The sequence below is a fragment of the Mycobacterium sp. NGS17 genome (assembly GCF_059813205.1).
Genome location: NZ_JCALED010000004.1, coordinates 416,723 through 439,375, shown reverse-complemented (window position 1 = coordinate 439,375; position 22,653 = coordinate 416,723). Strand labels below are relative to the sequence as shown.

Sequence of the window (22,653 nt, the reverse complement as noted above, 5' to 3'; positions counted from 1 at the left end):
CCACGCCGCGCTGGCGATCGCCGCTAAGCTTGCGGCGTGCCGATCCCGACCCCCTACGAGGACTTGCTCCGCTTGGTGCTCGACCAGGGGGCGGCCAAATCCGACCGCACCGGCACCGGGACCCGCAGCCTGTTCGGTCGGCAGCTGCGCTATGACCTGTCGGCCGGGTTCCCGCTGCTCACCACCAAGAAGGTGCACCTGAAATCGGTGATCTACGAATTGCTGTGGTTCCTGCGCGGCGATTCCAACGTCGCCTGGCTGCACGAGCACGGGGTTACCATCTGGGACGAATGGGCAAGCAGCACAGGCGATCTGGGGCCGATCTACGGTGTGCAATGGCGGTCCTGGCCCACGCCGTCGGGCGAGCACGTCGACCAGATCAGTGCGGCTCTGGACCTGCTGCGCACCGACCCCGACTCGCGGCGCATCATCGTGTCGGCCTGGAACGTCGGCGAAATCCCGCAGATGGCGCTGCCGCCGTGTCACGCGTTCTTCCAGTTCTACGTGGCCGACGGCCGGCTGAGCTGCCAGCTCTACCAGCGCAGCGCCGACCTGTTTTTGGGCGTGCCGTTCAACATCGCCAGCTACGCGCTGCTGACGCACATGATGGCCGCCCAGTCCGGCCTCGCCGTCGGTGAGTTCGTCTGGACGGGCGGGGACTGCCACATCTACGACAACCACGTCGAGCAGGTGCGGCTGCAGCTGAGCCGCGACCCCCGGCCATACCCGGAACTCGTTCTGGGGCCACGGGATTCGATTTTCGATTACACCTACGACGACGTTGTCGTGAAGAACTACGACCCCCATCCGGCGATCAAAGCCCCAGTCGCTGTATGAAGCGCGCCGGCGACGACGCCGGCTCGGGCGGCCTGCAAGGAGTAGCGCGTATGACCGAGGTGGGCCTGGTGTGGGCTCAGTCGACCTCCGGCGTCATCGGGCGCGATGGCGACATCCCCTGGAAAGTGCCGGAAGATCTGATGCGCTTCAAAGAGGTGACCATCGGGCACCCGGTGATCATGGGCCGGCGGACCTGGGATTCGTTGCCGGCGAAGGTGCGGCCCCTGCCGGGCCGGCGCAATGTGGTCCTGTCCCGCGACACCGGTTTCGTCGCCGACGGGGCGTGCGTGGTCGGCACCCTGGACGAAGCCCTCGCCACGGGGGGGCCCGAAACGTGGGTGATCGGCGGCGCACAGATTTATTTGCTGGCCCTGCCGTACGCCACGCGCTGTGAGGTCACCGAGATCGAAATCGATTTGCGACGCGATGACGACGATGCGCTGGCGCCGACGCTGGACGACACTTGGGTGGGTGAAACGGGGCAGTGGCGGGCCAGCCGCTCGGGCCTGCGGTATCGCTTCCACAGCTACCGTCGCAGCGCCGCGCACCCGTTCGCGCCCACGGCCTGACCTGACATACTCGGATCCTGGGTCGGTCGTACGGGGTCAATCAGGCGTTCGCATTAGGAGGGGGAATTGGCAGTGACACCCGAACCCAGGACGTTCGCGCGAAAATTCATGGGGTACGACGCGACCGCGGTCGATGCCCACGTCGAGATGTTGACCGCCAAGCAGCAACTGCTGCTTGACGACGTCGAGAGCCTACGTGCCCGGCTGCGGGAATCCGGCGAACAAACGGCCGCGCTGCGCAAGGAAGTGGCCGCTTTGACGGACACGTCGCCGTCGCCGCACGCGGTGCAGCAGCGGTTGGCGAAAATGCTGAGCCGCGCGGTCGACGAGGTGGCGGAGATGCAGGCCGAGGCGCGAGCAGAAGCGGATGCGCTGATCGCGGCGGCCGAGGCCGAGGCCGAAGAGACCCAGCGAAAGCGCGAGCAGATGGTGTCGGACATGGCCGCGGAGCGCGAAGCCATGGAAGCCGAATACCAGGTGACCAAGGAAAAGCTCGAAGCGGAGCTGACCAGCCTGCGCGAAGACGCCCAGCAGGCGCGTGAGCGGCTCCTCGCGGAGGCGAAGGAGAGGGCGGACCGGGATCGTGAGGAGGCCCGACGGGCCGTCGAGGAGGCGAGCCGGCAACGGATCCGGATCCTCGAACAGCTGATGGGCGTCTACCGCGACCTGAAAGCGGTTCCGGATGCCCTCGATGCCGCATACGACGAACAAAAGAATGCGCCCGAGACGGACACGATGGCGCGGTTGGACGAGAAAGTCAGCGCCGGCTCAGCGTCCTAACGCGGCATGTCGGACACGGCCGGTATTCTCGGCGCGTGTCGACCCGCAGGCTATCGGCCGCCCAAGCCCGGCGGATAGCCGTTGCGGCCCAAGGATTTACCGAACTCCGGCCCGGTGGCGAGGTCACCCGGGCTCACTTGAAGCGGTTGATCTCCAGAATTCAGGTGCTGCAACTGGATTCGGTCTCGGTGGCGGTGCGCGCACACTACGCGCCGGTGTTCAGCCGGCTCGGCCCCTACGACCGTGACGTGCTCGACCGCGCCGCCTGGGGCCCGCGGTCGTCGCGGCTGCTGGCGGAGTACTGGGCGCACGAGGCCGCGCTGATGGCCGTCGAGGACTGGCCGCTGCTGCGCTGGCGGATGCGCCAGTACTCCCACGGCCGGTGGGGCACCCACATCGTCAAGGCCAACCCGGAACTTGCCGATAAGATCGTTGCCGCCGTCGCCGAACTCGGGCCCAGCACCGCCGGGCAGATCGAGGCCCATCTGGAAGCCGAAACACGCGGGCCCAGGGGAAGCTGGTGGGGCAGCCGCAGCGACACCAAGTGGGTGGCCGAGGCGCTGTTCTCGGCCGGCGTGCTCACCACCGCCACCCGGGTGGGCTTCGCTCGCCACTACGACTTGGTGGAACGGGTGCTGCCGGCCGGCGTGCTGGCCCGCGAGGTCGACGACGACGAGGCGATCCGCGAGCTCGCGCTGCGGGCCGCCACCGCGTTGGGCGTGGGCACCGAGGCCGACATCCGCGACTACTTTCGGCTGTCGGCGCAACAGATCAAGCCGGCGATCGCCGCACTGGTGGCCGCCGGAGACATCGAGCCGGCCGACGTCGACGGCTGGTCCGCACCGGCCTATCTGCGGGCGGGGCGCACGGTGCCCCGCACCGACCGCGGCACTGCGTTGCTGTGCCCGTTCGACCCACTCATCTTCTTTCGCCCACGCGTCGAGCGATTGTTCGAATTCCATTACCGCATAGAGATTTACACCCCGGCCGCCAAGCGGCGGTACGGCTACTACGTGTGGCCGCTACTCATGGACGGACGACTGGTGGCGCGGGTCGACCTCAAGGCCGACCGCGCCGCCGACTCGCTGCGGGTCCTGGGTGCGTTCGGCGAGCCCGGTGTGGCCAAGCCCCGCGTCGCCGCGGCGCTGGCCCGTGAGTGCGAGTCCATGGCGTCGTGGCTGGGCCTGGGCGGGTTGAGCGTCGCCGGCCGCGGAGATCTGGCCGCCGAGCTGCGCCAGGCGGCCAAGCGGGTCAGTTGAGGCCAGCGTCGCCGGGCTAAGGTGAGCGCCGTGGCCGAGATCGCGCCGCTGCGCGTGCAACTGATCGCCAAGACCGACTTCTTGGCACCCCCCGACGTGCCGTGGGCCACCGACGCCGACGGCGGGGCCGCGCTGGTCGAGTTCGCCGGCCGGGCCTGCTACCAGAGCTGGTCGAAACCGAACCCCAAGACCGCGACCAACGCCGGCTACATCAAGCACATCATCGATGTCGGCCACTTCTCGGTGCTCGAACACGGGAGTGTGTCGTTCTACATCACCGGCATCTCGCGATCGTGCACCCATGAGCTGATTCGGCATCGGCACTTCTCCTATTCGCAGCTGTCGCAGCGCTACGTCCCCGAGAAGGAATCGCACGTCGTCCTGCCGCCGGGCATGGAAGACGATCCGGAACTGCAGCGGATCCTGGCCGCGGCCGCGGACGCCAGCCGCGCCACCTACACCGAGCTGCTGGCGAAGCTGGAGGCGAAGTTCGCGGACCAACCGAACGCGGTGTTGCGTCGCAAACAGGCCCGCCAGGCGGCCCGCTCCGTGCTGCCCAACGCGACTGAAACCCGCATCGTCGTCACCGGCAACTACCGGGCGTGGCGCCACTTCATCGCGATGCGCGCCAGCGAGCACGCCGACGTGGAGATCCGGCGGCTCGCCATCGAGTGCCTGCGGCAGTTGACCGGCGTGGCGCCGGCGGTGTTCGCCGACTTCGAAATCTCCACGCTGGCCGACGGCACCGAGGTCGCGACCAGCCCGCTGGCGACCGAAGCCTGATGCGCCGGCGCGCAACGCGGATGCTAATCACCTTGCCGGGGCCAGGTAACCTAGCAGCGTGAGCACGGTCGGATTCGACGCCCCAGCGCGGTTGGGGACCTTGCTGACCGCGATGGTCACGCCGTTTGACCGCGACGGCTCCGTCGACATCGCCGCCGCCGCACAGCTGGCCAATCACCTGATCGACGCCGGCTGTGACGGGCTGGTGGTTTCCGGAACCACGGGCGAGTCCCCGACCACCACCGACGACGAGAAGCGTGAACTGCTGCGCGTCGTGCTGGAGGCGGTCGGCGACCGGGCCCGCGTCATCGCCGGTGCGGGCACCTATGACACCGCCCACAGCGTCCGGCTGGCCAAGGCATGCGCGGCCGAGGGCGCCCACGGGCTGCTGGTGGTCACGCCGTATTACTCGAAGCCGCCCCAGAGCGGGCTGATCGCCCACTTCACCACCGTCGCCGACGCGACCGAGCTGCCCGTGCTGCTCTACGACATCCCGCCGCGTTCGGTGATACCGATCCAGCCCGAGACCATCCGCGCGCTGGCCGCCCACCCCAACATCGTCGGGATCAAGGACGCGAAGGCCGACCTGCACAGCGGCGGCCAGATCATCGCCGACACCGGCCTGGCCTACTACTCCGGCGACGACGCGCTGAACCTGCCCTGGCTGGCCATGGGCGCCACCGGGTTCATCAGCGTGATTTCGCACGTGGCCGCCGGACAACTTCGGGAAATGTTGGCCGCCTTCAGCTCCGGGGACATCGCCACCGCCCGCAAGATCAACGCCACCGTCGCCCCGCTGTGCGACGCGATGGCCCGCCTGGGCGGGGTGACCCTGTCGAAGGCCGGTCTGCGTCTGCAAGGTATCGACGTCGGCGATCCGCGACTGCCGCAAATGCCCGCGACACCAGAACAACTCGACGAGTTGGCCGCGGACATGCGAGCGGCCTCGGTGTTGCGGTGACCCGGGGAGTTTCCGAGAAGTGGATGTAGACCTCGCCCCGCCAGGCCCTTTGGCCACGGGAGGGTTGCGGGTCACTGCACTGGGTGGCATCAGCGAAATCGGCCGCAACATGACGGTTTTCGAGCATCTGGGCCGCCTGTTGGTCATCGACTGCGGGGTGATGTTCCCCACCCATGACGAACCCGGGGTGGATCTGATCCTGCCGGATCTGCGTCACATCGAAGACCGGCTCGACGACATCGAGGCGCTGGTGCTCACGCACGCCCACGAGGACCACATCGGCGGCATTCCGTTCCTGCTCAAGTTGCGCCCCGACATTCCGGTGGTCGGCTCGAAGTTCACGCTGGCGCTGGTCGCCGCGAAGTGCCGCGAGCACCGCCTCAAGCCCGTGTTCGTCGAGGTGGCCGAGGGCCAGAAGAGCAGTCACGGCGTGTTCGAATGTCAATACTTCGCCGTCAACCACTCCATTCCCGACGCGCTGGCGATCGCCGTGCACACCGGGGCGGGGACGATCCTGCACACCGGTGACATCAAGCTCGACCAGCTTCCTCTGGACGGCCGCCCGACCGACCTGCCCGGCATGTCGAGGCTCGGTGACGCCGGCGTGGACCTGTTTCTTTGTGACTCAACCAATTCCGAGCATCCCGGCGTCGGGCCCTCGGAAAGTGAAGTGGGCCCGACGCTGCACCGCTTGATCCGCGGTGCCGAAGGCCGGGTCATCGTGGCATGCTTCGCCTCCAACGTGGACCGGGTGCAGCAAATCATCGATGCCGCAGTCGCTTTGGGCCGGCGGGTGTCGTTCGTCGGCCGATCGATGGTGCGCAACATGGGAATCGCCCGGGAACTCGGATTCCTGCGGGTGGCCGACTCGGACGTGATCGACATCGGCGCCGCCGAGATGATGCCGCCCGAGCAGGTGGTGCTGATTACTACCGGCACCCAGGGCGAACCGATGTCGGCGCTGTCGCGGATGTCGCGGGGCGAGCACCGCAGCATCACGCTGACCGCGGGCGACCTGGTGGTGCTGGCGTCCTCGCTGATCCCGGGCAACGAGGAAGCGGTCTACGGCGTCATCGACGAGCTCGCCAAGATCGGGGCCCGCGTCGTGACCAATGCGCAAGCCCGCGTGCATGTTTCGGGCCACGCCTACGCCGGGGAACTGTTGTTTCTGTACAACGGGATTCGGCCGCGCCACGTCATGCCCGTGCACGGGACGTGGCGCATGCTGCGCGCCAACGCCAAACTGGCGGCTCGTACCGGCGTGCCGGAGGAGTCGATCCTGCTGGCCGAGAACGGGGTGAGCGTCGACCTGGTCGCCGGCAAGGCCTCGATCGCCGGCGCGGTGCCGGTCGGCAAGATGTTCGTCGACGGCCTGATCAACGGCGACGTCGGCGACATCACGCTGGGCGAACGGCTCATCCTGTCGTCGGGTTTCGTGGCGGTGACCGTGGTGGTCGCGCGCGGCACCGGCCGCCCGGTCGCCCCGCCGCACCTGCATTCGCGCGGGTTCTCCGAGGATCCGAAGGCGCTGGAGCCCGCCGTGCGCAGGGTAGAGGCCGAGCTGGAAGCGCTGCAGGCCGAGAACATCACCGATCCGAGTCGCATCGCCCAGGGGGTGCGGCGCACCGTCGGCAAGTGGGTGGGCGAAACCTACCGCAGGCAGCCGATGATCGTGCCGACCGTCATCGAGGTCTAGCGGCGACCTCTCGGCGTAGGCCGACGCGCGAGACTTAAACCATTGCGATGATGGCCGGCGTGTCGTCGCAGACGTTTAAGTGTCGCGCAGGACTCTGCGCTCAGAGCTTCTCGGCGTAGGCCGACCACTCCAGTTGCGACGCTGTGAGTTTGCGGCCGGTGGGCTCGACATAACGCTCGACGAGCTCGTCGGGACCGGCCTGCTCCACCAGCCGCCAGCCGTACTCGGCGAGGAACGCCGCGACGTCGTCGGGCTGCAAGCCGAAATGCCACAGTTGCCGGCGCTGGCGTACGGTGCGGTACAGCGTCCGGGTGCCATACCGGTTGGTGCCGTCGATGAAATCGCTACGGACGTAGGTGAACACCAGACGGCTGCCCGGCGCGGTGGCGCGCAGTCCGTCCAGGGTGCGCCGGACGGTGGCTTCGGTGAGGTATTGGGTGACGCCTTCGCAGATGAAGAACGCCCGGTAGTCGGTGCGGTAACCGTGCTCGGCGAGCGAGGTGAGCAGGTCGTCATGCTCGAGGTTCAACGCCACCAACCGAACCGACAGCGGCGGCTCGCCGAGCACGCGGCGGACCGTCTTGAGCTTCCTCGCCACGTTGACCGGCAGGTCGACCTCGAACACCGGAATGCGGACCCGCCGCGTCAACTGGTAGGCGCGGGTGTCCAGGCCCGCTCCGAGGATGACGACGGCGTTGACGTCGTCGAGTGATTCCTGGACCTTGTCGGTGATGAAACGCTTGCGGCACGCCAGATTCGCCCACAGTCCCGGACCGGTGAACTCCGAGCCGCGGATCATCAACCGCCGAACCGGCGCGAACCGGGTCGCGCCGACGAGCCACCGCAGCGGCGCGGGCAGGAAGAGCTCGGCGAAGTCGTCGTCGACCAGGCGGCGGCCGGGCGGCTCGTTCTGCTCGACGGCGGCCAGTAGCATCGGGCCAAATGCCGTCTGCGCGACCGGGTTTCGTGCCATCGCCATTACTTGTTCAAGAAACCCGCGTCGACGGGCAGGGTCACCCCGGTGATGTAGCGCGCCTGGTCGGACACCAGCCACGCCACCGCGTTGGCGACGTCCTCGACGTCCAGCACGTCCACCGGCATGGCGTTGCCCATCGCGCCCGGCGTGTCCGTCGCGGCGGCCATCTTGGCCAGCCACTCCCGGGTGAACTCGTTGTTGATCATCGGCGTCTCGACGCCGGACGGGTGGATCGAGTTGACCCGGATCATCTGCCCGGCAAGCAGATTCGCGTAGACACGCATCAGCCCGACCACACCGTGCTTGGCGGCGGCGTAGCCGACGGAACCGGCGTCCGGGCTGCCGACCCCGGCCAGCCCGGCGCTCGAACTGATCAGCACGATCGACCCGCCGGTGCCCTGCTTGACCATCGTGGGTATCGCGACCTTGATGGTGTGGTAGACGCCGGTGAGGTTGACGTCGATGACGTCGTGCCAGCCGTCGTCACCGGATTGCATGGGGGCGATCCCGGCGTTGGCCACCACGATGTCAAGGCGGCCGAACTCGTCCAGGCCCGCCTGCAAGGCGGCCGCCAGCGATTCGCGGTCGCGGACGTCGCCGCGAGCGGCCACGATCCGCGCGCCGGTGTCTTGCACCAGCTTCACCGTGGCGGCCAAGTCCTCGGGGGTGGCCAGCGGGTAGGGGACGCTGGCGATCTGGTCGCACAGGTCGACGGCGATGATGTCGGCGCCGTCGGCGGCCAGCCGCACCGCGTGCGCGCGGCCCTGCCCGCGCGCGGCGCCGGTGATGAAGGCGACTTTGCCTTTCAGGGGGCCTTCTGGCGAGCGGGCCATCAGGGCCGCAACTGGCCTTTGGCCGGGTCGCCGGCCGAGACCGGCTGCAGCATCTTGATGTCGGGGGCGCCGACGAGGTGCTCACCCGCCGCGGTGAACATCTTGCCGATCGCCGGCGCGGTGCTGTGCGCCTTGAGCGCCTCGGCGTCTGCCCACTGCTCGACGAAGACGAAGGTCTCGTCGGACTGGTGCAGCGAATACAACTGGCAGCCCGGCTCGTCGTGCACTTCTTCGACCGCCCGCGTGAGGATGTCGCGAACGGTGTCGACCGACTCGGGTTTGACAGTCATGGTGGCGACGACGACAACGGGCATTGATGGCCTCCTGGGCGCTGTGGGATCCGGTGACGAGCACGACTTCTCGCAACCGAATGTCACCCTACTCACGCGATTTGGCGCCCCGGCCGCACCGTGCCTGACAAGGCCGGAGGGTTACCAGTGTGGCGGGTGGTGTAGATGATGCCGTTGCGACTACCCTTGCCGTCATGCCCAGTAAGACCGCCGCCCGCTCCAGAAGCCGAACGAGCAGGTCAAAGGCCACTTCGCGCGCCAGCGGGTCCCGGGGTGCGCGCCCGGCGGCGCCCCGCAAGAAGGTCAGCAAGCCCGCCCGGCGGCGCAATCACGCCCCGCTGGTCGGGGCCGGGCTGACGTGTGGTCGCGCCATCCGCGCGATCTGGTTGATGGCCGCCCGGGGGACCGGCGGCGCGGCCCGGTCGATCGGGCGAGCCCACGACATCGATCCCGGGCATCGCCGCGATGGCATCGCGCTGGTTCTGCTGGGCTTTTCCGTGGTGGTCGTCGCGAGCTCGTGGTTCCACGCCGCCGGACCGGTCGGCACGTGGGTCGACACGCTGCTGCGCACCTTCATCGGGGCGGGTGTGCTGGCGCTGCCGGCGGCCACCGCGGCGGTGGCGGTGACCCTGATGCGCACCGAGCCCAACCCGGATGTGCGTCCCCGGCTGATCCTCGGCACCAGCTTGATCACGCTGTCGGTCCTCGGTTTGCGCCACCTGTGGTCGGGCTCGCCGGGGGACCCGGAGGCGCGCCGCCGCGCGGCCGGTTTCATCGGCTTCGCCATCGGCGGCCCGCTCTCGGACGGGCTCACGCCCTGGATTGCCGCGCCGTTGTTGTTCATCGGGTTCATGTTCGGCCTGTTGCTGTTGACCGGAACCACCATCCGGGAGGTGCCCGACGTGGTGCGGGCCATGTTCGGCACCCGGCTGGTCGGCGACGACGAGCCGTACGACTACGCGGATGAGTTCGACGACGACGCCGAAGCGGGCCACGACGACGACTACGACGACGCTCCTTCCGTTCCCGAGGCGGCGGCCTGGTCGCCGGACGACGAGGCCGAGGCCGCGCTGCAGGACGACGTCCCGACCGTGCCCGAACCCACCGTCCAGCCCGCCCTGCAGGCGTCGCGGGGCCGCAAGCGCGGCCGGTCGGCGGGCAAGCACGACACCGTGGAACTCGACCGGATCGTCGAGGGTCCCTACACGCTGCCCTCGCTCAGCCTGCTGGTGGCGGGCGATCCGCCCAAGAAGCGCAGCGCCGCCAACAACGTCATGGCCGACGCCATCACCGAGGTGCTGACCCAGTTCAAGGTCGACGCCGCCGTGACCGGCTGCACCCGCGGGCCGACCGTCACCCGCTACGAGGTCGAGCTGGGACCGGGCGTGAAGGTCGAGAAGATCACCGCCCTGCAGAAGAACATCGCCTACGCGGTGGCCACCGAGAGCGTGCGCATGCTGGCCCCGATCCCCGGCAAGTCGGCCGTGGGCATCGAGGTGCCCAACACCGACCGGGAGATGGTGCGGCTGGCCGACGTGCTCACCGCTCCCTCGACCCGGCGCGACCACCACCCGCTGGTGATCGGGCTCGGCAAGGACATCGAGGGCGACTTCATCTCGGCCAACCTGGCCAAGATGCCGCACCTGCTGGTGGCCGGCTCGACCGGATCCGGTAAGTCCAGCTTCGTCAACTCGATGCTGGTGTCGCTGCTGGCGCGCGCGACCCCGGAGGAGGTCAGGATGATCCTGATCGACCCGAAAATGGTGGAACTCACGCCGTACGAAGGCATTCCGCACCTGATCACCCCGATCATCACGCAGCCCAAGAAGGCGGCCGCCGCGCTGGCGTGGCTGGTCGAGGAGATGGAGCAGCGCTACCAGGACATGCAGGCGTCCCGGGTGCGGCACATCGACGACTTCAACGAGAAGGTCCGCGCCGGTGTCATCACCGCGCCGCTGGGCAGCCAGCGTGAATACCGGCCCTACCCGTATGTGGTGGCGATCGTCGACGAGCTGGCCGACCTGATGATGACGGCGCCGCGCGACGTCGAGGACGCAATCGTGCGGATCACCCAAAAGGCCCGGGCCGCAGGCATTCACCTGGTGCTGGCCACCCAGCGCCCGTCGGTGGACGTGGTCACCGGTCTGATCAAGACGAACGTGCCGTCCCGGCTGGCGTTCGCCACGTCGTCGCTGACCGACAGCCGCGTCATCCTGGACCAGGCCGGCGCCGAAAAACTGATCGGCATGGGCGACGGCCTGTTTCTGCCGATGGGCGCGGGCAAGCCGATCCGGTTGCAGGGCGCGTTCATCACCGACGAGGAGATCCAGGCCGTCGTCACCGCCTGCAAGGACCAGGCCGAACCCGAGTACACCGAGGGCGTCACGACCGCCAAGCCCACCGGGGAACGCACCGACGTCGACCCCGACATCGGCGACGACATGGACGTGTTCCTGCAGGCCGTCGAGCTGGTGGTGTCCAGCCAGTTCGGCTCCACCTCGATGCTGCAGCGCAAGCTGCGCGTCGGCTTCGCCAAGGCCGGCCGGCTGATGGACCTGATGGAGACCCGCGGCATCGTCGGACCGTCGGAGGGCTCCAAGGCGCGCGAGGTGCTGATCAAGCCCGACGAGCTGGCGGGGACGCTGGCGTTGATCCGGGGCGGAAGCGACGCCGACGGGGGCGACCCGGAATAGCGGCCGGGTTCAACGCCGAGCGTGTACTCAAGGCGAAAAAATGGCGCGAATCCCGCCGCCAGTTCACGCTCGGCGTTCTACAACACCAGCAGCATTCGCGAGTTGCCGAGGATGTTCGGCTTGACGTAGCTGAGGTCCAGGAATTCGGCGACACCGATGTCGTAGGAGCGGCACATCTCCTCGAAGACCTCGGCGGTGACCGGCGTGCCCTCGATCTCGGTGAATCCGTGCCGGGCGAAGAACTCGGTTTCGAACGTCAACACGAACAGCCGCTTGAGCTGCAGCTCGCGGGCGACCTCCAGCAGCCGGTCGACGATCGCGTGGCCGATGCCGTGGCCGGTCAGCGCCGGGCTGACGGCCACGGTGCGCACCTCGCCGAGGTCCGACCACAACACGTGCAGCGCGCCGCAGCCAACCACCTGGCCCTCGTGTTCGGCCACCCAGAATTCCTGGACGGCCTCGTACAACGTCACGAGGTTCTTCTCCAGCAGGATCTTTCCCGCATAGGTGTCGACCAAGTTCTTGATGGCCGGCACGTCGGACGTTCGCGCGCGCCGAACCAGCGGCCGAGGACGCTGCGGATCATGGGTCACGGCTAACAGTATCGACATCGCAACCGGGTGTGCTGGTCAACCGCTATTCTGTTGCCGTGTCGGGGCAGCCGCAGACGGGTCCGGCGGCAGGCCGCGCGAACATCGCCAATTTGGCCAATACGCTGACCCTGTTGCGGCTCGTCCTGGTGCCGATCTTCTTGCTCGCGCTGTTCGCCGGGGACGGCCATCAAAGCGGTTTCCGGGTGGTTGCTTTCGTGATCTTCGCGGCCGCCTGCATCACCGATCGGCTCGACGGCCTGCTGGCCCGCAACTACGGCATGGCAACCGAATTCGGCGCTTTCGTCGACCCGATCGCGGATAAGACGCTGGTGGGGTCGGCGCTGATCGGGCTGTCGATGCTCGGTGAACTGCCGTGGTGGGTCACGGTCGTGATCCTGGCCCGCGAGTTCGGGGTCACCGTGCTGCGGCTGGCCGTGATTCGTCGCGGCGTCATCCCGGCCAGCTGGGGCGGCAAACTCAAGACCGTGGTGCAGGTGCTGGCCATCGGATTGTTCGTACTGCCCCTGGCGGGGCCCTTCCGGGTGGCCGCGGCGGTGGTGATGGCCGCGGCGATCGTGCTCACCGTCATCACGGGTATCGACTACGTCGTCTCGACCGTCCGGGAAGTACGCCGCACATCCGGCTGATTCCGGCGGCGCCAAATGGGAACCAGACCACCGCCGGCGGCGTTCACCTAGAGAGCCCCTGCCGGAGGCAAGCGAGTACGTGCCGCGCAGGGCCGACTGGACGAAGGAGGGCGGGATGCCGCCATTGGTGCGTGAGGTCATCGGCGACGTGCTGCGCGAGGCCCGCACGACGCAGGGCAGGACGCTGCGCGAGGTGTCCGATTCGGCGCGGGTGAGCCTCGGATACCTGTCCGAGGTCGAGCGCGGCCGCAAGGAGCCATCCAGCGAGCTGCTGAACGCGATCTGCGACGCGCTGGACGTCCCGCTGTCGTCGGTTCTCACCCACGCCGGCGAGCGGATGGCCAGCGAAGAACGTGCGGCCGTCGGCGCGCCCGCGGATGGGACCGCCAGCACCAGCATCAAGGTCGTCATCCCGCCGGTGGCGTCGTTGGCGCTCGCCTGAGCGCCGGGACCCGATCCGCGTAAGGGGTGGGGCGAACGGCGCCGACCCGTTAAATTGAGCGACAGGCGCAGAGCCCGTTCAGGCCCATCCGGGGACCCTCCGGATCCTCAAGAAGCGAAGGTGGAGCTCACTCATGGCCAATCCGTTCGTCAAGGCGTGGAAGTACCTCGCGGCGCTGTTCAACGCCAAGATCGACGAGCACGCAGACCCCAAAGTCCAGATCCAGCAGGCCATCGAGGAAGCGCAACGCACGCATCAGGCGCTGACCCAGCAGGCCGCGCAGGTCATCGGCAACCAGCGGCAACTGGAGATGCGGCTGAACCGTCAGCTGGCGGATGTGGAGAAGCTGCAGGTCAACGTCCGTCAGGCGTTGACGCTGGCCGATCAGGCGACCGCGTCCGGTGACACCGCGAAGGCCACCGAGTACAACAACGCCGCCGAGGCGTTCGCCGCCCAGCTGGTGACCGCCGAGCAGAGCGTCGAAGACCTCAAAACGCTGCACGACCAGGCGCTGGGCGCGGCCGCGCAGGCCAAGAAGGCGGTTGAGCAGAACGCCATGGTGCTTCAGCAGAAGATCGCCGAGCGCACCAAGCTGCTCAGCCAGCTCGAGCAGGCCAAGATGCAGGAGCAGGTGAGCGCGTCGCTGCAGTCGATGAGCGACCTCGCCGCCCCCGGCAACGTTCCCAGCCTCGACGAGGTGCGCGACAAGATCGAGCGGCGGTATGCCAACGCGATCGGGGCGGCCGAGCTCGCGAAGGGTTCGGTGCAGGGCCGGATGCTCGAGGTCGAGCAGGCCGGCGTCCAAATGGCCGGCCATTCGCGGCTGGAGCAGATTCGCGCCTCGATGCGTGGCGAGGCCCTGCCGACCGGTGGCGCGCCGGCCGCTCCCACCACCCCCGCCACCCCAGCGCCCGCGGAAAGCGCGGGCGGCTCGGTCGCCGAGAAGCCGCTTGGCCAGTAGTCGAAGCGTCGTTGCGGTGAAAGCAGGACAGCCCGGGCCGTGGCGTGCGCTGCTGCACCGCGGGCTGGCCACCGCGGCCGACCTCTCCGACTTGGTGGCCCGCCGGATCAGCGCGGTCGCGGACCCGCGCGCACGCCAGCTGCGTCGCCGTCGCCGCGCGCTTCGCTGGGGACTGATCTTCAGCGCCGGGTGTGTGTTCTGGGCGGCGGTGACGATGCTGCTGGCGGCCTGGGGTTGGTTCGCACTGCTGCTGGAAATCACCGGGGGCGTCGCGGTTTTCATGGCCATCCCCGCGACGCTGTTGCTGCTTCGCTATCGCTGGCTGCGGTCCGAGTCGTTGCCGACACCCCGGGCCGCGGGCGCGCGCCGGCTGCCGCCGCCGGGTTCGGCGGCGCGCCCCGCGATGTACGCGTTGGGGGCCTCGGAGCGCGGGTTTACGTCATTGGTGGCCGTGATCGAGCGGGGCGCGATGTTGCCCGCGGCCGAGATCCGCGACCTGACCGCGGCCGCCACCAGGACCTCGGCGGCCATGGCGTCCACCGCGGCACAGGTGGTGTCGATGGAGCGGGCGGCGCAGGCCAGCGAGGAATCGCGGTCGTATCTGGTGCCCACCATCAACGCGTTCACCGCGCAGCTGTCCGCCGGCGTCCGCCAGTACAACGAAATGGTCACCGCGGCAGCGCAATTGGTGTCCTCGGCGAACGGCGACGGATCCGCGGCATCGCAGCAGTATCGCGCCGAGCTGGCCGGCGCGACCGATCGCCTGGTCGGCTGGGCGCAGGCGTTCGACGAACTCGGCGGATTGCGCGGGACGGGCTAGCGTGCCGCGCGGATCATATTGCTAGAACGACGCTTTGAGTGACGGCAGCAGCAGCGCCGCCAGACCGCGGGCGGTGGCCTTGAGCATGTCGAAGAAGTCGAAGTAGTCCCGCCACAACGTGATCCGCCCGTTGTGGACCTCGAACACGCCGCACACCCAGAACTGCAGCCGCAGCGGGCCGAAGATCAGCGCGTCGGTGCGTTCGGTGAGCACCGCGCCGCCGTCGGCCGCGATGCGATGGATCTTCACCTCGAAGGCGGCGCGGCCCTCCATCTGGCGAAACAACTTCATGGCCCTGGCCCGGCCACGGATGGTGGGCAGGCCGACGTTTTCGTAGACGAGGTCGTCGGCCAGCGCGGCGTCGGCGGCGTCGTAATCCGCGTCCTGCAGGGCGTACAGGAATCCTTCGACCGTACGGGTGTTCGCAACGGTTGTGCCAGTCAGCTCGGTCATCTTGCCAGCGTAGGCGCGGGGCGATCGGGCGCTGTGGCAGGGTGAGCACGATGCGCGTCGCCGTGGTCGCCGGGCCGGATCCCGGGCATTCGTTCCCGGCCATTGCGCTGTGCCGGCGCTTCGCCGAAGCCGGAGACGAGCCCACGCTGTTCACCGGCGCCGAATGGCTCGACACCGCCCGTGCCGCCGGCGTGAAGGCCGTCGAGCTGGACGGGTTGGTGGCCACCGACGACGACGTCGACGCCGGGGCCCGTATCCACCGGCGCGCCGCGCGGATGGCCGTGCTCAATGTGCCCGCGCTGCGCGAACTGGCGCCCGACCTGGTGGTGTCGGACGTCATCACCGCCGGCGGCGGCATGGCCGCCGAACTGCTGGGCATCCCGTGGATCGAGCTCAACCCGCATCCGCTGTACCTGCCGTCGAAAGGGCTGCCGCCGATAGGCAGCGGGCTGGCGCCGGGCACCGGCATCCGGGGGCGACTGCGGGACGCCACGATGCGCGCGCTGACGGCGCGATCCGTGCGCACGGGCCTGCAGCAGCGCGCGAACGCGCGCGTCGAGATCGGGCTGCCGGCGCGCGACCCCGGGCCGCTGCGAAGGCTGATCGCGACGCTGCCCGCGCTGGAGGTCCCCCGCCCCGACTGGCCCGCCGAGGCCGTCGTCGTCGGGCCGCTGCATTTCGAGCCGACCGACCGGATCCTCGAGGTCCCGGCCGGCTCCGGGCCGGTCGTGGTCGTCGCGCCCTCGACCGCCGTGATCGGGACCGAGGGCCTCGCCGAGGTCGCGCTGGGGTGCTTGACGCCGGGGGAGACCCTGCCGGCGGGATCGCGCCTGCTGGTGTCGCGGTTGGACGGACCGGAGCTGACGGTGCCGCCGTGGGCGACGGTAGGGCTGGGACGTCAGGACGAGTTGTTGGCGCATGCCGACCTGGTGATCTGCGGCGGCGGCCACGGCATGGTGGCCAAGACGCTGCTGGCCGGCGTGCCGCTGGTGGTGGTGCCCGGCGGCGGCGACCAGTGGGAGATCGCCAACCGGGTGCTGCGCCAGGGCAGCGCGCGGTTGATCCGGCCGCTGACCGCCGACGCGCTGGTGGCCGCCGTGAACGAGGTGCTGTCATCGCCCCGCTACCGGGCGGCGGCGCGGACGGCGGCCGCCGGCATCGCCGACGTCGCCGATCCGGTCCGGGTGTGCCGCGACGCGCTCGCGGTGACCGGATGATCCGCCGGTCGCGGTCCCGGCCGACCTATGCTTCGGCGGGAGGCAGCCGATGAAGATCATCACGACAATCGCCGCCGGCGCCCTGCTGGCGGGGACGCTGGGCGGTGCGGCCGTGGCGCACGCCGACAGCCCCGAGGAACAGCAGGCGTGCCAGTTGATGGACGATCCAACCGCCGCCCAGCAGGGACTAGCGCCGGCCGAGTACGCCTTCATGCAATTGCGCGCCACCATGTCTGCTCAACGCGCGCGCGACGTGATGTCCATTGCGGTGCATGAGGACTGCCCGAATCACATCATCGACCTGCCGGCCAGCTGGAGGTAGCGGCCGCTCAGGTGTCCCATGTACGCGGGCTGGGTATGTTGACTGGCGTGCGGCTGACGGAGTTTCACGAGCGGGTAGTACTGCGCTTCGGCACCACCTATGGGTCCTCGGTGCTGGTGGATCACGTGCTGACTGGCTTCGACGGACGCACGGCCGCTCAGGCCATCGAGGCGGGCATCGAGCCCCGCGACGTCTGGCGGGCGTTGTGCGTGGACTTCGACGTGCCCCGGGATCAGTGGTGAGCTATTCGTATGCCGGGTAAGTGTTCTGCCGCAACACGGTGGCGAGGTGCACGGCGTTACGGACCGCATTGCCGGTAGCGGATGCGACGGCTTCCGGCACGTCGTCCAGGTCGGTGTAGTCCGTGCCCTGCATGGCCTCGCCGTTCCAATAGGTGCATCCCTGCGCGGCGATCGAGAATCCAATGTCATTGAGCGCCTGAAAGAGGTCGGCGACGATCTTGTGCGCGCCGTCCTCGTTGCCCACGACCGCGGCCAGGGCCACTTTGCCCACCATCCGTGGTCTTCCCTCGTCGTCCGTGTCGGACAGCTCGGCGTCGAGGCGCTCCAGCACCCGCTGCGCCACGCTGGACATATGACCCACCCAGGTCGGCGTCGACACGATCACGATGTCGGCCGCCTTGACCTTGTCCAACAGCGCCGGCCACTCATCGCCCGGCCCCATGTCGGCTTCGACGCCCGGCAGCAGGTTCAGGTCGACGCACCGCACCTTTTGGCCCTCGACGCCCGCGCTTCGCAGCTGATCGAGCAGCTGATCGGCGAGCAGCTCGCTGCTGGACGGCGCCGGGCTTTTCTTCAATGAGCAGACCAAGGCGATGGCGCGCAAGGATTGCGTTGCGGCTGAGGACATGCCGGTCAGATACCCGGACACGTCGACGCCAAACGACGCCCGCGTCGTCCGACCGGCCCTATCGCCGCGTCCGGTGCAGCCCGCAGTCGCCGCATAACGAGCCCCCGGGCAGACGATAAAAAAGGCAGCAGCTGCGGCGCCTGAAGTCCAGGCCGGTGAGGACCCCGGATCCGGCCATCATGCCGGTGTCCAGTAGCGACCGGGTCGTCTGCACGATCGCCGGCCGCAGGTCGGGCCGCGCCACAAGCAGGGCCTGGGCGGCACCGACCAGCGCGGAGGCGACGTTGCCGGCCAGCAGGGCGGGCGCCAGCTTGACCGGAAGGCCGGCGGCGAGCGGCCGCATGTGTGCGGTCACGACGATGCGATACAGCTCCTCGGGCGCCGGCGAGGTGATGGATTCCCCGGCGGGATGGGGCAGCCGTAGCTGCGCGCCGCTATCGGCGCGTTGCAGATCGTCGAGGTCGGGCAGCACGCCGTGACCTACCGCGCACGCGAGCACCGGTGACCACAGCCGGGCGGCGTGGCCGAGGTGCACCAGCGAGGCGCCGATCCGCAGGTCGTTCGTGCGGTAGCGCCGGACGGTGGCGTCGATCAGGTCGGCGCAGCCGTCGGCGTAGGACCGCCTGACCGGATGCCATCCCGCCGCGTCACCACCCACGGTTAGCGCGAAGAATCCGCCATAAGACGAGATTTCGGACAACTCTGCCGAAATGTCCATCTGTTCTGGGGCCGGCCTTTCGCAATGTGGTGCGCGCGGCGTGTCGAACTTGAATCGAACACCTGTTCGGCTACTGTGGTGAACGTTCGGCCAGTCAACTTGTCGGTGGCTTTCTCTAATGTCACCGCCAACCGACCGATACCGGTCAGACGAACACCGACTATAGGAGAGACACCATGGCGCAAGCCCCCGACCGCGAGAAGGCTCTCGAACTGGCGATGGCCCAGATCGAAAAGAGCTACGGCAAAGGCTCAGTGATGCGTCTCGGCGACGAGACGCGTCAGCCGATCTCGATCATTCCGACCGGATCCATCGCACTGGACGTGGCCTTGGGCATCGGCGGGCTGCCCCGCGGCCGGGTCGTGGAGATCTACGGCCCGGAATCCTCGGGTAAGACCACCGTCGCCCTGCACGCGGTGGCCAACGCCCAGGCTGCCGGCGGCGTCGCCGCCTTCATCGACGCCGAGCACGCCCTGGACCCGGAGTACGCCAAGAAGCTCGGCGTGGACACCGATTCCCTGCTGGTCAGTCAGCCTGACACGGGGGAGCAGGCCCTCGAGATCGCCGACATGCTGATCCGCTCCGGCGCCCTGGACATCCTGGTCATCGACTCGGTGGCCGCGCTGGTGCCGCGCGCCGAGCTCGAAGGCGAGATGGGCGACAGTCACGTCGGACTGCAGGCCCGGCTGATGAGCCAGGCCCTGCGGAAAATGACTGGCGCGCTGAACAATTCGGGCACCACCGCGATCTTCATCAACCAGCTGCGCGAGAAGATCGGGGTGATGTTCGGCAGCCCCGAAACCACCACGGGTGGAAAGGCTTTGAAGTTCTACGCGTCGGTGCGCATGGACGTGCGCCGGATCGAGACGCTCAAGGACGGCACCAACGCGGTCGGTAACCGCACCCGGGTCAAGATCGTCAAGAACAAGGTGGCGCCGCCCTTCAAGCAGGCCGAGTTCGACATCCTCTACGGCCAGGGGATCAGCCGGGAGGGCTCGCTGATCGACATGGGTGTGGAGCAGGGCTTCATCCGCAAGTCCGGTTCCTGGTTCACCTACGAGGGCGAGCAGCTCGGCCAGGGCAAGGAGAACGCCCGCACCTTCTTGAAGGAAAACGACGAAGTCGCCAACGAGATCGAGAAGATGATCAAGGAAAAGCTCGGCATTGGCGCGGTCGTGACCGATGACGACGTCTTGCCCGCCCCCGTCGACTTCTGAGCCCTCCCGCGAGGAGCAGGCGCGGGCGCTGTGCCTGCGCCTGCTCACCGCGAGAGCGCGCACCCGGGCCGAGCTGCACGGCCAGCTGACCAAACGTGGCTATCCCAACGACGTCAGCGGGCGCGTGCTCGACCGGTTGGCCTCCGTCGGCTTGATCGACGACGCCGACTTCGCTGAGCAGTGGGTGCATTCCCGCCGGGCGCACGCCGGCAAGAGCAAGCGCGCCTTGGCCGCCGAGTTGCACACCAAGGGCGTCGGCGACGACGTGATCACCTCGGTGCTGGCCGGGATCGATGCCGGTGCCGAACGGGACCGGGCGGAGCAGCTGGTGCGGTCCAAGCTGCGCCGGGAGACGCTGGACGGCGACGACGCGCGGGTGACTCGCAGGCTGGTGGGGATGCTGGCGCGCCGTGGTTACAGCCAGAACTTGGCATGCGAGGTCGTTTTCGCCGAGTTGGCCGCCGAGCGGGAGCGCCGCCGGGTCTAGGTCCTTGACGTGCGGTTTCTCCCGCGCCGACCCGTCGCCGTACCATGGCCGGGTGACTTCGATGGTGGCGCGGGACGCCGGGCCCGCACACGCGCCGGCCGATGCCGTGTCCGCGCGCACCTACCAAGTCCGCACCTACGGCTGCCAGATGAACGTCCACGACTCGGAGCGGTTGGCCGGCCTGCTGGAAGCGGCCGGCTATCAGCGCGCCGCCGAGGGCTCGGATTTTGGAGACGCCGACGTGGTGGTGTTCAACACCTGCGCGGTGCGGGAGAACGCCGACAACAAGCTGTACGGCAACCTCAGCCACCTGGCTCCGCGCAAGCGCGGCAATCCCGAGATGCAGATCGCCGTCGGCGGCTGCCTGGCCCAAAAGGACCGGGACGCGTTGCTGCGCAAGGCGCCCTGGGTCGACGTCATCTTCGGCACCCACAACATCGGGTCGCTGCCCACGCTGCTGGAACGCGCCCGACACAACAAGGTCGCCCAGATCGAAATCGCCGAGGCGCTGCAGCAATTCCCGTCGTCCCTGCCCAGCGCGCGCGAATCCGCCTACGCCGCTTGGGTTTCCATCTCGGTTGGGTGCAACAACAGCTGCACGTTCTGCATCGTCCCGTCGTTGCGGGGCAAGGAGGTCGACCGTAGTCCGGACGACATCCTGGCCGAGGTCGCCTCGCTGGTCGACGACGGCGTGCTCGAGGTCACGCTGCTGGGCCAGAACGTCAACGCGTACGGGGTGTCCTTCGCCGACCCGGCCCTGCCCCGCGACCGCGGCGCCTTCGCCCGCCTGCTGCGGGCCTGCGGCGACATCGACGGGCTGGAGCGGGTGCGGTTCACCTCGCCGCACCCGGCCGAATTCACCGACGACGTCATCGAGGCCATGGCGCAGACGCCGAATGTCTGCCCCGCGCTGCACATGCCACTGCAGTCCGGATCCGATCGGGTGCTGCGCGCGATGCGGCGCTCGTACCGCGCCGAGCGCTACCTCGGCATCATCGACCGGGTCCGGGCCGCCATGCCGCACGCCGCCATCACCACCGACCTGATCGTCGGGTTCCCCGGAGAGACCGAAGAGGACTTCGCCGCCACGCTCGACGTGGTGCGCCGGGCCCGGTTCTCGGCCGCGTTCACCTTCCAGTACTCCAAGCGGCCCGGCACCCCGGCCGCCGACCTGGACGGGCAGATCCCGAAAGCCGTTGTGCAGGAACGCTATGACCGGCTGATCGCGTTGCAGGAGGCGATCTCGCTGGAGGGCAACCAGGCTCTGATCGGGCAGACCGTCGAACTGCTGGTCGCCACGGGCGAAGGGCGCAAGGACAGCCGCACCGCGCGGATGACCGGGCGGGCCCGCGACGGCCGGTTGGTGCACTTTGCGGTCGGGGAAGCCGTCGGCGCGCCCGCCGACACCCCGGTGCGGCCCGGCGACATCATCACCACGGTGATCACCGACGCCGCACCGCACCACCTCATCGCCGACGCGGGCATCGTCACGCATCGCAGCACCCGGGCGGGTGATGCTCAGGCGGCCGGGCAGCGCCCGGGCGGCATCGGCCTCGGCATGCCCGCCGTCGGGCCGCCCGCCGGCCCGCCCGAACCCCTTGGATGTGCGCTATGAGAAAAGAAATCAACAACGACGCACAGCTCGACGCCCTGCGGACCGAGATCGAGGCCGCCGAGCGCCGGGTGGCGCGCGGATTCGACCCGGGCCCTCGCGCCTTCTTCGTCTCGATCCTGGTGTTCGTGCTGTTGGCGTCCTTCATCCTGCCGCACACCGGTGACGTGCGCGGTTGGGATGTGCTGTTCGGTAGCCACCACGCCGGCGCGGCCGCCGTCGCCCTGCCGTCGCGCGTGTTCGCCTGGCTGGCATTGGTGTTCGGCGTGGGCTTCTCGATGCTCGCCCTGGTGACGCGGCGTTGGGCGCTGGCCTGGGTTGCGTTGGCGGGCACCGCGATTGCGGGCGCCGCGGGCATGCTGGCGATCTGGTCGCGGCAGACCGTTTCTGCGGGGCACCCGGGGCCGGGCTGGGGCCTGATCGTCGCCTGGCTGACCGTGCTCGTGCTCATCTACCACTGGGCCCGCGTGGTCTGGTCGCGCACCATCGTGCAGCTGGCCGCCGAGGAGCAGCGGCGCCGCGTCGCGGCGGCGCAACAGTCGATCACCCTGCTGGACGGGCTGGACAACCCGGCGCCGCAGACCCGCGACGAGCCCGGCGACAAAGGGGACTGATCG

26 protein-coding genes are annotated in these 22,653 nt (G+C 68.9%); 19 read left to right on the top strand and 7 right to left on the bottom strand.

Annotated features, from left to right (window positions below):
* Positions 1-36 precede the first annotated feature (36 nt).
* The 7 genes from AC5Y7E_RS12275 (at position 37) to AC5Y7E_RS12245 (ending at position 6,885) form a co-directional block, all read left to right on the top strand.
* Positions 37-837: a thymidylate synthase gene (locus tag AC5Y7E_RS12275; protein WP_499919315.1), complete on the top strand. Its 801-nt coding sequence runs from the start codon at positions 37-39 to the stop codon at positions 835-837.
* A gap of 50 nt (positions 838-887) precedes the next feature.
* Positions 888-1,406 carry a dihydrofolate reductase gene (locus tag AC5Y7E_RS12270; protein ID WP_499949120.1) on the top strand — a complete coding sequence of 173 codons (519 nt, stop codon included), beginning with the start codon at positions 888-890 and terminating at the stop codon, positions 1,404-1,406.
* Between the two features lie 108 nt (positions 1,407-1,514).
* Entirely contained in the window at positions 1,515-2,186 is a 672-nt protein-coding gene (locus AC5Y7E_RS12265) for a cell division protein DivIVA (protein WP_499919317.1), read from the top strand.
* 35 nt (positions 2,187-2,221) lie between these two features.
* The gene (locus AC5Y7E_RS12260; protein ID WP_499949119.1) at positions 2,222-3,445 is read left to right on the top strand and encodes a winged helix-turn-helix domain-containing protein; all 1,224 of its coding nucleotides are present in this window, start codon (positions 2,222-2,224) and stop codon (positions 3,443-3,445) included.
* Between the two features lie 30 nt (positions 3,446-3,475).
* Positions 3,476-4,228: an FAD-dependent thymidylate synthase gene (gene thyX / locus AC5Y7E_RS12255; protein WP_499919321.1), complete on the top strand. Its 753-nt coding sequence runs from the start codon at positions 3,476-3,478 to the stop codon at positions 4,226-4,228.
* Between the two features lie 58 nt (positions 4,229-4,286).
* Complete coding sequence (dapA, locus tag AC5Y7E_RS12250; RefSeq protein WP_499949117.1) at positions 4,287-5,189, top strand: 4-hydroxy-tetrahydrodipicolinate synthase; 903 nt, start codon at positions 4,287-4,289, stop codon at positions 5,187-5,189.
* A 19-nt stretch (positions 5,190-5,208) separates the two neighbouring features.
* A complete protein-coding gene (locus AC5Y7E_RS12245) occupies positions 5,209-6,885 on the top strand; it encodes a ribonuclease J (protein WP_499919323.1) in 1,677 nt (558 codons plus the stop codon).
* Between the two features lie 100 nt (positions 6,886-6,985).
* Here the strand turns inward: AC5Y7E_RS12245 and AC5Y7E_RS12240 are convergent, their stop codons facing one another.
* Genes AC5Y7E_RS12240 through AC5Y7E_RS12230 form a run of 3 tightly spaced genes read right to left on the bottom strand, consistent with a single transcriptional unit; the run spans position 6,986 to position 9,008 of the window.
* Positions 6,986-7,858, bottom strand: coding sequence for an SAM-dependent methyltransferase (locus AC5Y7E_RS12240; protein ID WP_499919325.1), 873 nt, complete (start codon positions 7,856-7,858; stop codon positions 6,986-6,988).
* 5 nt (positions 7,859-7,863) lie between these two features.
* Positions 7,864-8,694, bottom strand: coding sequence for a mycofactocin-coupled SDR family oxidoreductase (locus AC5Y7E_RS12235; RefSeq protein ID WP_499949115.1), 831 nt, complete (start codon positions 8,692-8,694; stop codon positions 7,864-7,866).
* Positions 8,694-9,008, bottom strand: a complete 315-nt coding sequence (locus AC5Y7E_RS12230; protein ID WP_499919327.1) for a putative quinol monooxygenase — start codon at positions 9,006-9,008, stop codon at positions 8,694-8,696. Before AC5Y7E_RS12230 ends, AC5Y7E_RS12235 begins: the two co-directional genes overlap by 1 nt.
* 170 nt (positions 9,009-9,178) lie before the next feature.
* On the opposite strand from AC5Y7E_RS12230, the gene AC5Y7E_RS12225 reads away from it, so the two are divergent.
* Positions 9,179-11,677, top strand: coding sequence for a DNA translocase FtsK (locus AC5Y7E_RS12225; RefSeq protein WP_499949113.1), 2,499 nt, complete (start codon positions 9,179-9,181; stop codon positions 11,675-11,677).
* Between the two features lie 77 nt (positions 11,678-11,754).
* On the opposite strand, the gene AC5Y7E_RS12220 is transcribed toward AC5Y7E_RS12225, so the two are convergent.
* Positions 11,755-12,288, bottom strand: a complete 534-nt coding sequence (locus AC5Y7E_RS12220) for an amino-acid N-acetyltransferase (RefSeq protein ID WP_499949111.1) — start codon at positions 12,286-12,288, stop codon at positions 11,755-11,757.
* A gap of 38 nt (positions 12,289-12,326) precedes the next feature.
* Between AC5Y7E_RS12220 and pgsA the strand changes: the two genes are divergently transcribed.
* From pgsA to pspM, 4 genes are all read left to right on the top strand, one after another.
* Positions 12,327-12,917, top strand: a complete 591-nt coding sequence (pgsA, locus tag AC5Y7E_RS12215; protein WP_499949109.1) for a CDP-diacylglycerol--glycerol-3-phosphate 3-phosphatidyltransferase — start codon at positions 12,327-12,329, stop codon at positions 12,915-12,917.
* Positions 12,918-13,032: 115 nt separating this feature from the next.
* Positions 13,033-13,359 carry a transcriptional regulator ClgR gene (clgR, locus tag AC5Y7E_RS12210; protein ID WP_499919331.1) on the top strand — a complete coding sequence of 109 codons (327 nt, stop codon included), beginning with the start codon at positions 13,033-13,035 and terminating at the stop codon, positions 13,357-13,359.
* A 133-nt stretch (positions 13,360-13,492) separates the two neighbouring features.
* Positions 13,493-14,320, top strand: coding sequence for a phage shock protein PspA (pspA, locus tag AC5Y7E_RS12205; protein ID WP_499949107.1), 828 nt, complete (start codon positions 13,493-13,495; stop codon positions 14,318-14,320).
* A complete protein-coding gene (pspM, locus tag AC5Y7E_RS12200) occupies positions 14,310-15,140 on the top strand; it encodes a phage shock envelope stress response protein PspM (protein ID WP_499949106.1) in 831 nt (276 codons plus the stop codon). The genes pspA and pspM overlap by 11 nt, the downstream gene beginning before the upstream one ends.
* A gap of 21 nt (positions 15,141-15,161) precedes the next feature.
* On the opposite strand, the gene AC5Y7E_RS12195 is transcribed toward pspM, so the two are convergent.
* Positions 15,162-15,593 (bottom strand): limonene-1,2-epoxide hydrolase family protein, encoded by a 432-nt coding sequence (locus AC5Y7E_RS12195; RefSeq protein ID WP_499919334.1) that lies wholly within the window; start codon positions 15,591-15,593, stop codon positions 15,162-15,164.
* A gap of 50 nt (positions 15,594-15,643) precedes the next feature.
* On the opposite strand from AC5Y7E_RS12195, the gene AC5Y7E_RS12190 reads away from it, so the two are divergent.
* From AC5Y7E_RS12190 to AC5Y7E_RS12180, 3 genes are read left to right on the top strand one after another with little or no spacing between them, the layout of a single operon-like run.
* Complete coding sequence (locus tag AC5Y7E_RS12190) at positions 15,644-16,810, top strand: glycosyltransferase (protein WP_499949105.1); 1,167 nt, start codon at positions 15,644-15,646, stop codon at positions 16,808-16,810.
* Positions 16,811-16,859: 49 nt separating this feature from the next.
* Positions 16,860-17,132, top strand: a complete 273-nt coding sequence (locus AC5Y7E_RS12185) for a hypothetical protein (protein ID WP_499949103.1) — start codon at positions 16,860-16,862, stop codon at positions 17,130-17,132.
* A 47-nt stretch (positions 17,133-17,179) separates the two neighbouring features.
* Positions 17,180-17,374, top strand: coding sequence for a DUF3046 domain-containing protein (locus AC5Y7E_RS12180; RefSeq protein WP_431602678.1), 195 nt, complete (start codon positions 17,180-17,182; stop codon positions 17,372-17,374).
* Position 17,375: 1 nt separating this feature from the next.
* Here AC5Y7E_RS12180 and AC5Y7E_RS12175 read toward each other — a convergent pair whose 3' ends face one another.
* Positions 17,376-18,002 (bottom strand): flavodoxin family protein, encoded by a 627-nt coding sequence (locus AC5Y7E_RS12175; protein ID WP_499949101.1) that lies wholly within the window; start codon positions 18,000-18,002, stop codon positions 17,376-17,378.
* Between the two features lie 58 nt (positions 18,003-18,060).
* On the bottom strand, positions 18,061-18,720 hold the full coding sequence (locus AC5Y7E_RS12170; RefSeq protein ID WP_499949100.1) for a (2Fe-2S)-binding protein: 660 nt from the start codon (positions 18,718-18,720) through the stop codon (positions 18,061-18,063).
* A 176-nt stretch (positions 18,721-18,896) separates the two neighbouring features.
* On the opposite strand from AC5Y7E_RS12170, the gene recA reads away from it, so the two are divergent.
* The 4 genes from recA to AC5Y7E_RS12150 all read left to right on the top strand — a co-directional run bounded on the left by recA (position 18,897) and on the right by AC5Y7E_RS12150 (position 22,650).
* Entirely contained in the window at positions 18,897-19,937 is a 1,041-nt protein-coding gene (gene recA / locus AC5Y7E_RS12165; RefSeq protein ID WP_007774959.1) for a recombinase RecA, read from the top strand.
* Entirely contained in the window at positions 19,903-20,424 is a 522-nt protein-coding gene (gene recX, locus AC5Y7E_RS12160; protein ID WP_499949099.1) for a recombination regulator RecX, read from the top strand. The genes recA and recX overlap by 35 nt, the downstream gene beginning before the upstream one ends.
* 61 nt (positions 20,425-20,485) lie before the next feature.
* Positions 20,486-22,039 carry a tRNA (N6-isopentenyl adenosine(37)-C2)-methylthiotransferase MiaB gene (miaB, locus tag AC5Y7E_RS12155; RefSeq protein WP_499949199.1) on the top strand — a complete coding sequence of 518 codons (1,554 nt, stop codon included), beginning with the start codon at positions 20,486-20,488 and terminating at the stop codon, positions 22,037-22,039.
* Positions 22,036-22,650 (top strand): Rv2732c family membrane protein, encoded by a 615-nt coding sequence (locus AC5Y7E_RS12150; RefSeq protein WP_499949097.1) that lies wholly within the window; start codon positions 22,036-22,038, stop codon positions 22,648-22,650. Before miaB ends, AC5Y7E_RS12150 begins: the two co-directional genes overlap by 4 nt.
* Positions 22,651-22,653: the final 3 nt, after the last annotated feature.

Coding starts and splice junctions, on each gene's coding strand:
- AC5Y7E_RS12185 (WP_499949103.1), top strand. CDS start 16,860: ATGAAGATCATCACGACAATCGCCGCCGGCGCCCTGCTGGCGGGGACG.
- AC5Y7E_RS12150 (WP_499949097.1), top strand. CDS start 22,036: ATGAGAAAAGAAATCAACAACGACGCACAGCTCGACGCCCTGCGGACC.
- recX (WP_499949099.1), top strand. CDS start 19,903: ATGACGACGTCTTGCCCGCCCCCGTCGACTTCTGAGCCCTCCCGCGAG.
- clgR (WP_499919331.1), top strand. CDS start 13,033: ATGCCGCCATTGGTGCGTGAGGTCATCGGCGACGTGCTGCGCGAGGCC.
- miaB (WP_499949199.1), top strand. CDS start 20,486: ATGGTGGCGCGGGACGCCGGGCCCGCACACGCGCCGGCCGATGCCGTG.
- AC5Y7E_RS12225 (WP_499949113.1), top strand. CDS start 9,179: ATGCCCAGTAAGACCGCCGCCCGCTCCAGAAGCCGAACGAGCAGGTCA.
- AC5Y7E_RS12240 (WP_499919325.1), bottom strand. CDS start 7,858: ATGGCACGAAACCCGGTCGCGCAGACGGCATTTGGCCCGATGCTACTG.
- AC5Y7E_RS12235 (WP_499949115.1), bottom strand. CDS start 8,694: ATGGCCCGCTCGCCAGAAGGCCCCCTGAAAGGCAAAGTCGCCTTCATC.
- recA (WP_007774959.1), top strand. CDS start 18,897: ATGGCGCAAGCCCCCGACCGCGAGAAGGCTCTCGAACTGGCGATGGCC.
- AC5Y7E_RS12195 (WP_499919334.1), bottom strand. CDS start 15,593: ATGACCGAGCTGACTGGCACAACCGTTGCGAACACCCGTACGGTCGAA.
- AC5Y7E_RS12190 (WP_499949105.1), top strand. CDS start 15,644: ATGCGCGTCGCCGTGGTCGCCGGGCCGGATCCCGGGCATTCGTTCCCG.
- AC5Y7E_RS12170 (WP_499949100.1), bottom strand. CDS start 18,720: ATGGACATTTCGGCAGAGTTGTCCGAAATCTCGTCTTATGGCGGATTC.
- pspA (WP_499949107.1), top strand. CDS start 13,493: ATGGCCAATCCGTTCGTCAAGGCGTGGAAGTACCTCGCGGCGCTGTTC.
- AC5Y7E_RS12230 (WP_499919327.1), bottom strand. CDS start 9,008: ATGCCCGTTGTCGTCGTCGCCACCATGACTGTCAAACCCGAGTCGGTC.
- AC5Y7E_RS12220 (WP_499949111.1), bottom strand. CDS start 12,288: ATGTCGATACTGTTAGCCGTGACCCATGATCCGCAGCGTCCTCGGCCG.
- AC5Y7E_RS12265 (WP_499919317.1), top strand. CDS start 1,515: ATGGGGTACGACGCGACCGCGGTCGATGCCCACGTCGAGATGTTGACC.
- AC5Y7E_RS12175 (WP_499949101.1), bottom strand. CDS start 18,002: ATGTCCTCAGCCGCAACGCAATCCTTGCGCGCCATCGCCTTGGTCTGC.
- AC5Y7E_RS12270 (WP_499949120.1), top strand. CDS start 888: ATGACCGAGGTGGGCCTGGTGTGGGCTCAGTCGACCTCCGGCGTCATC.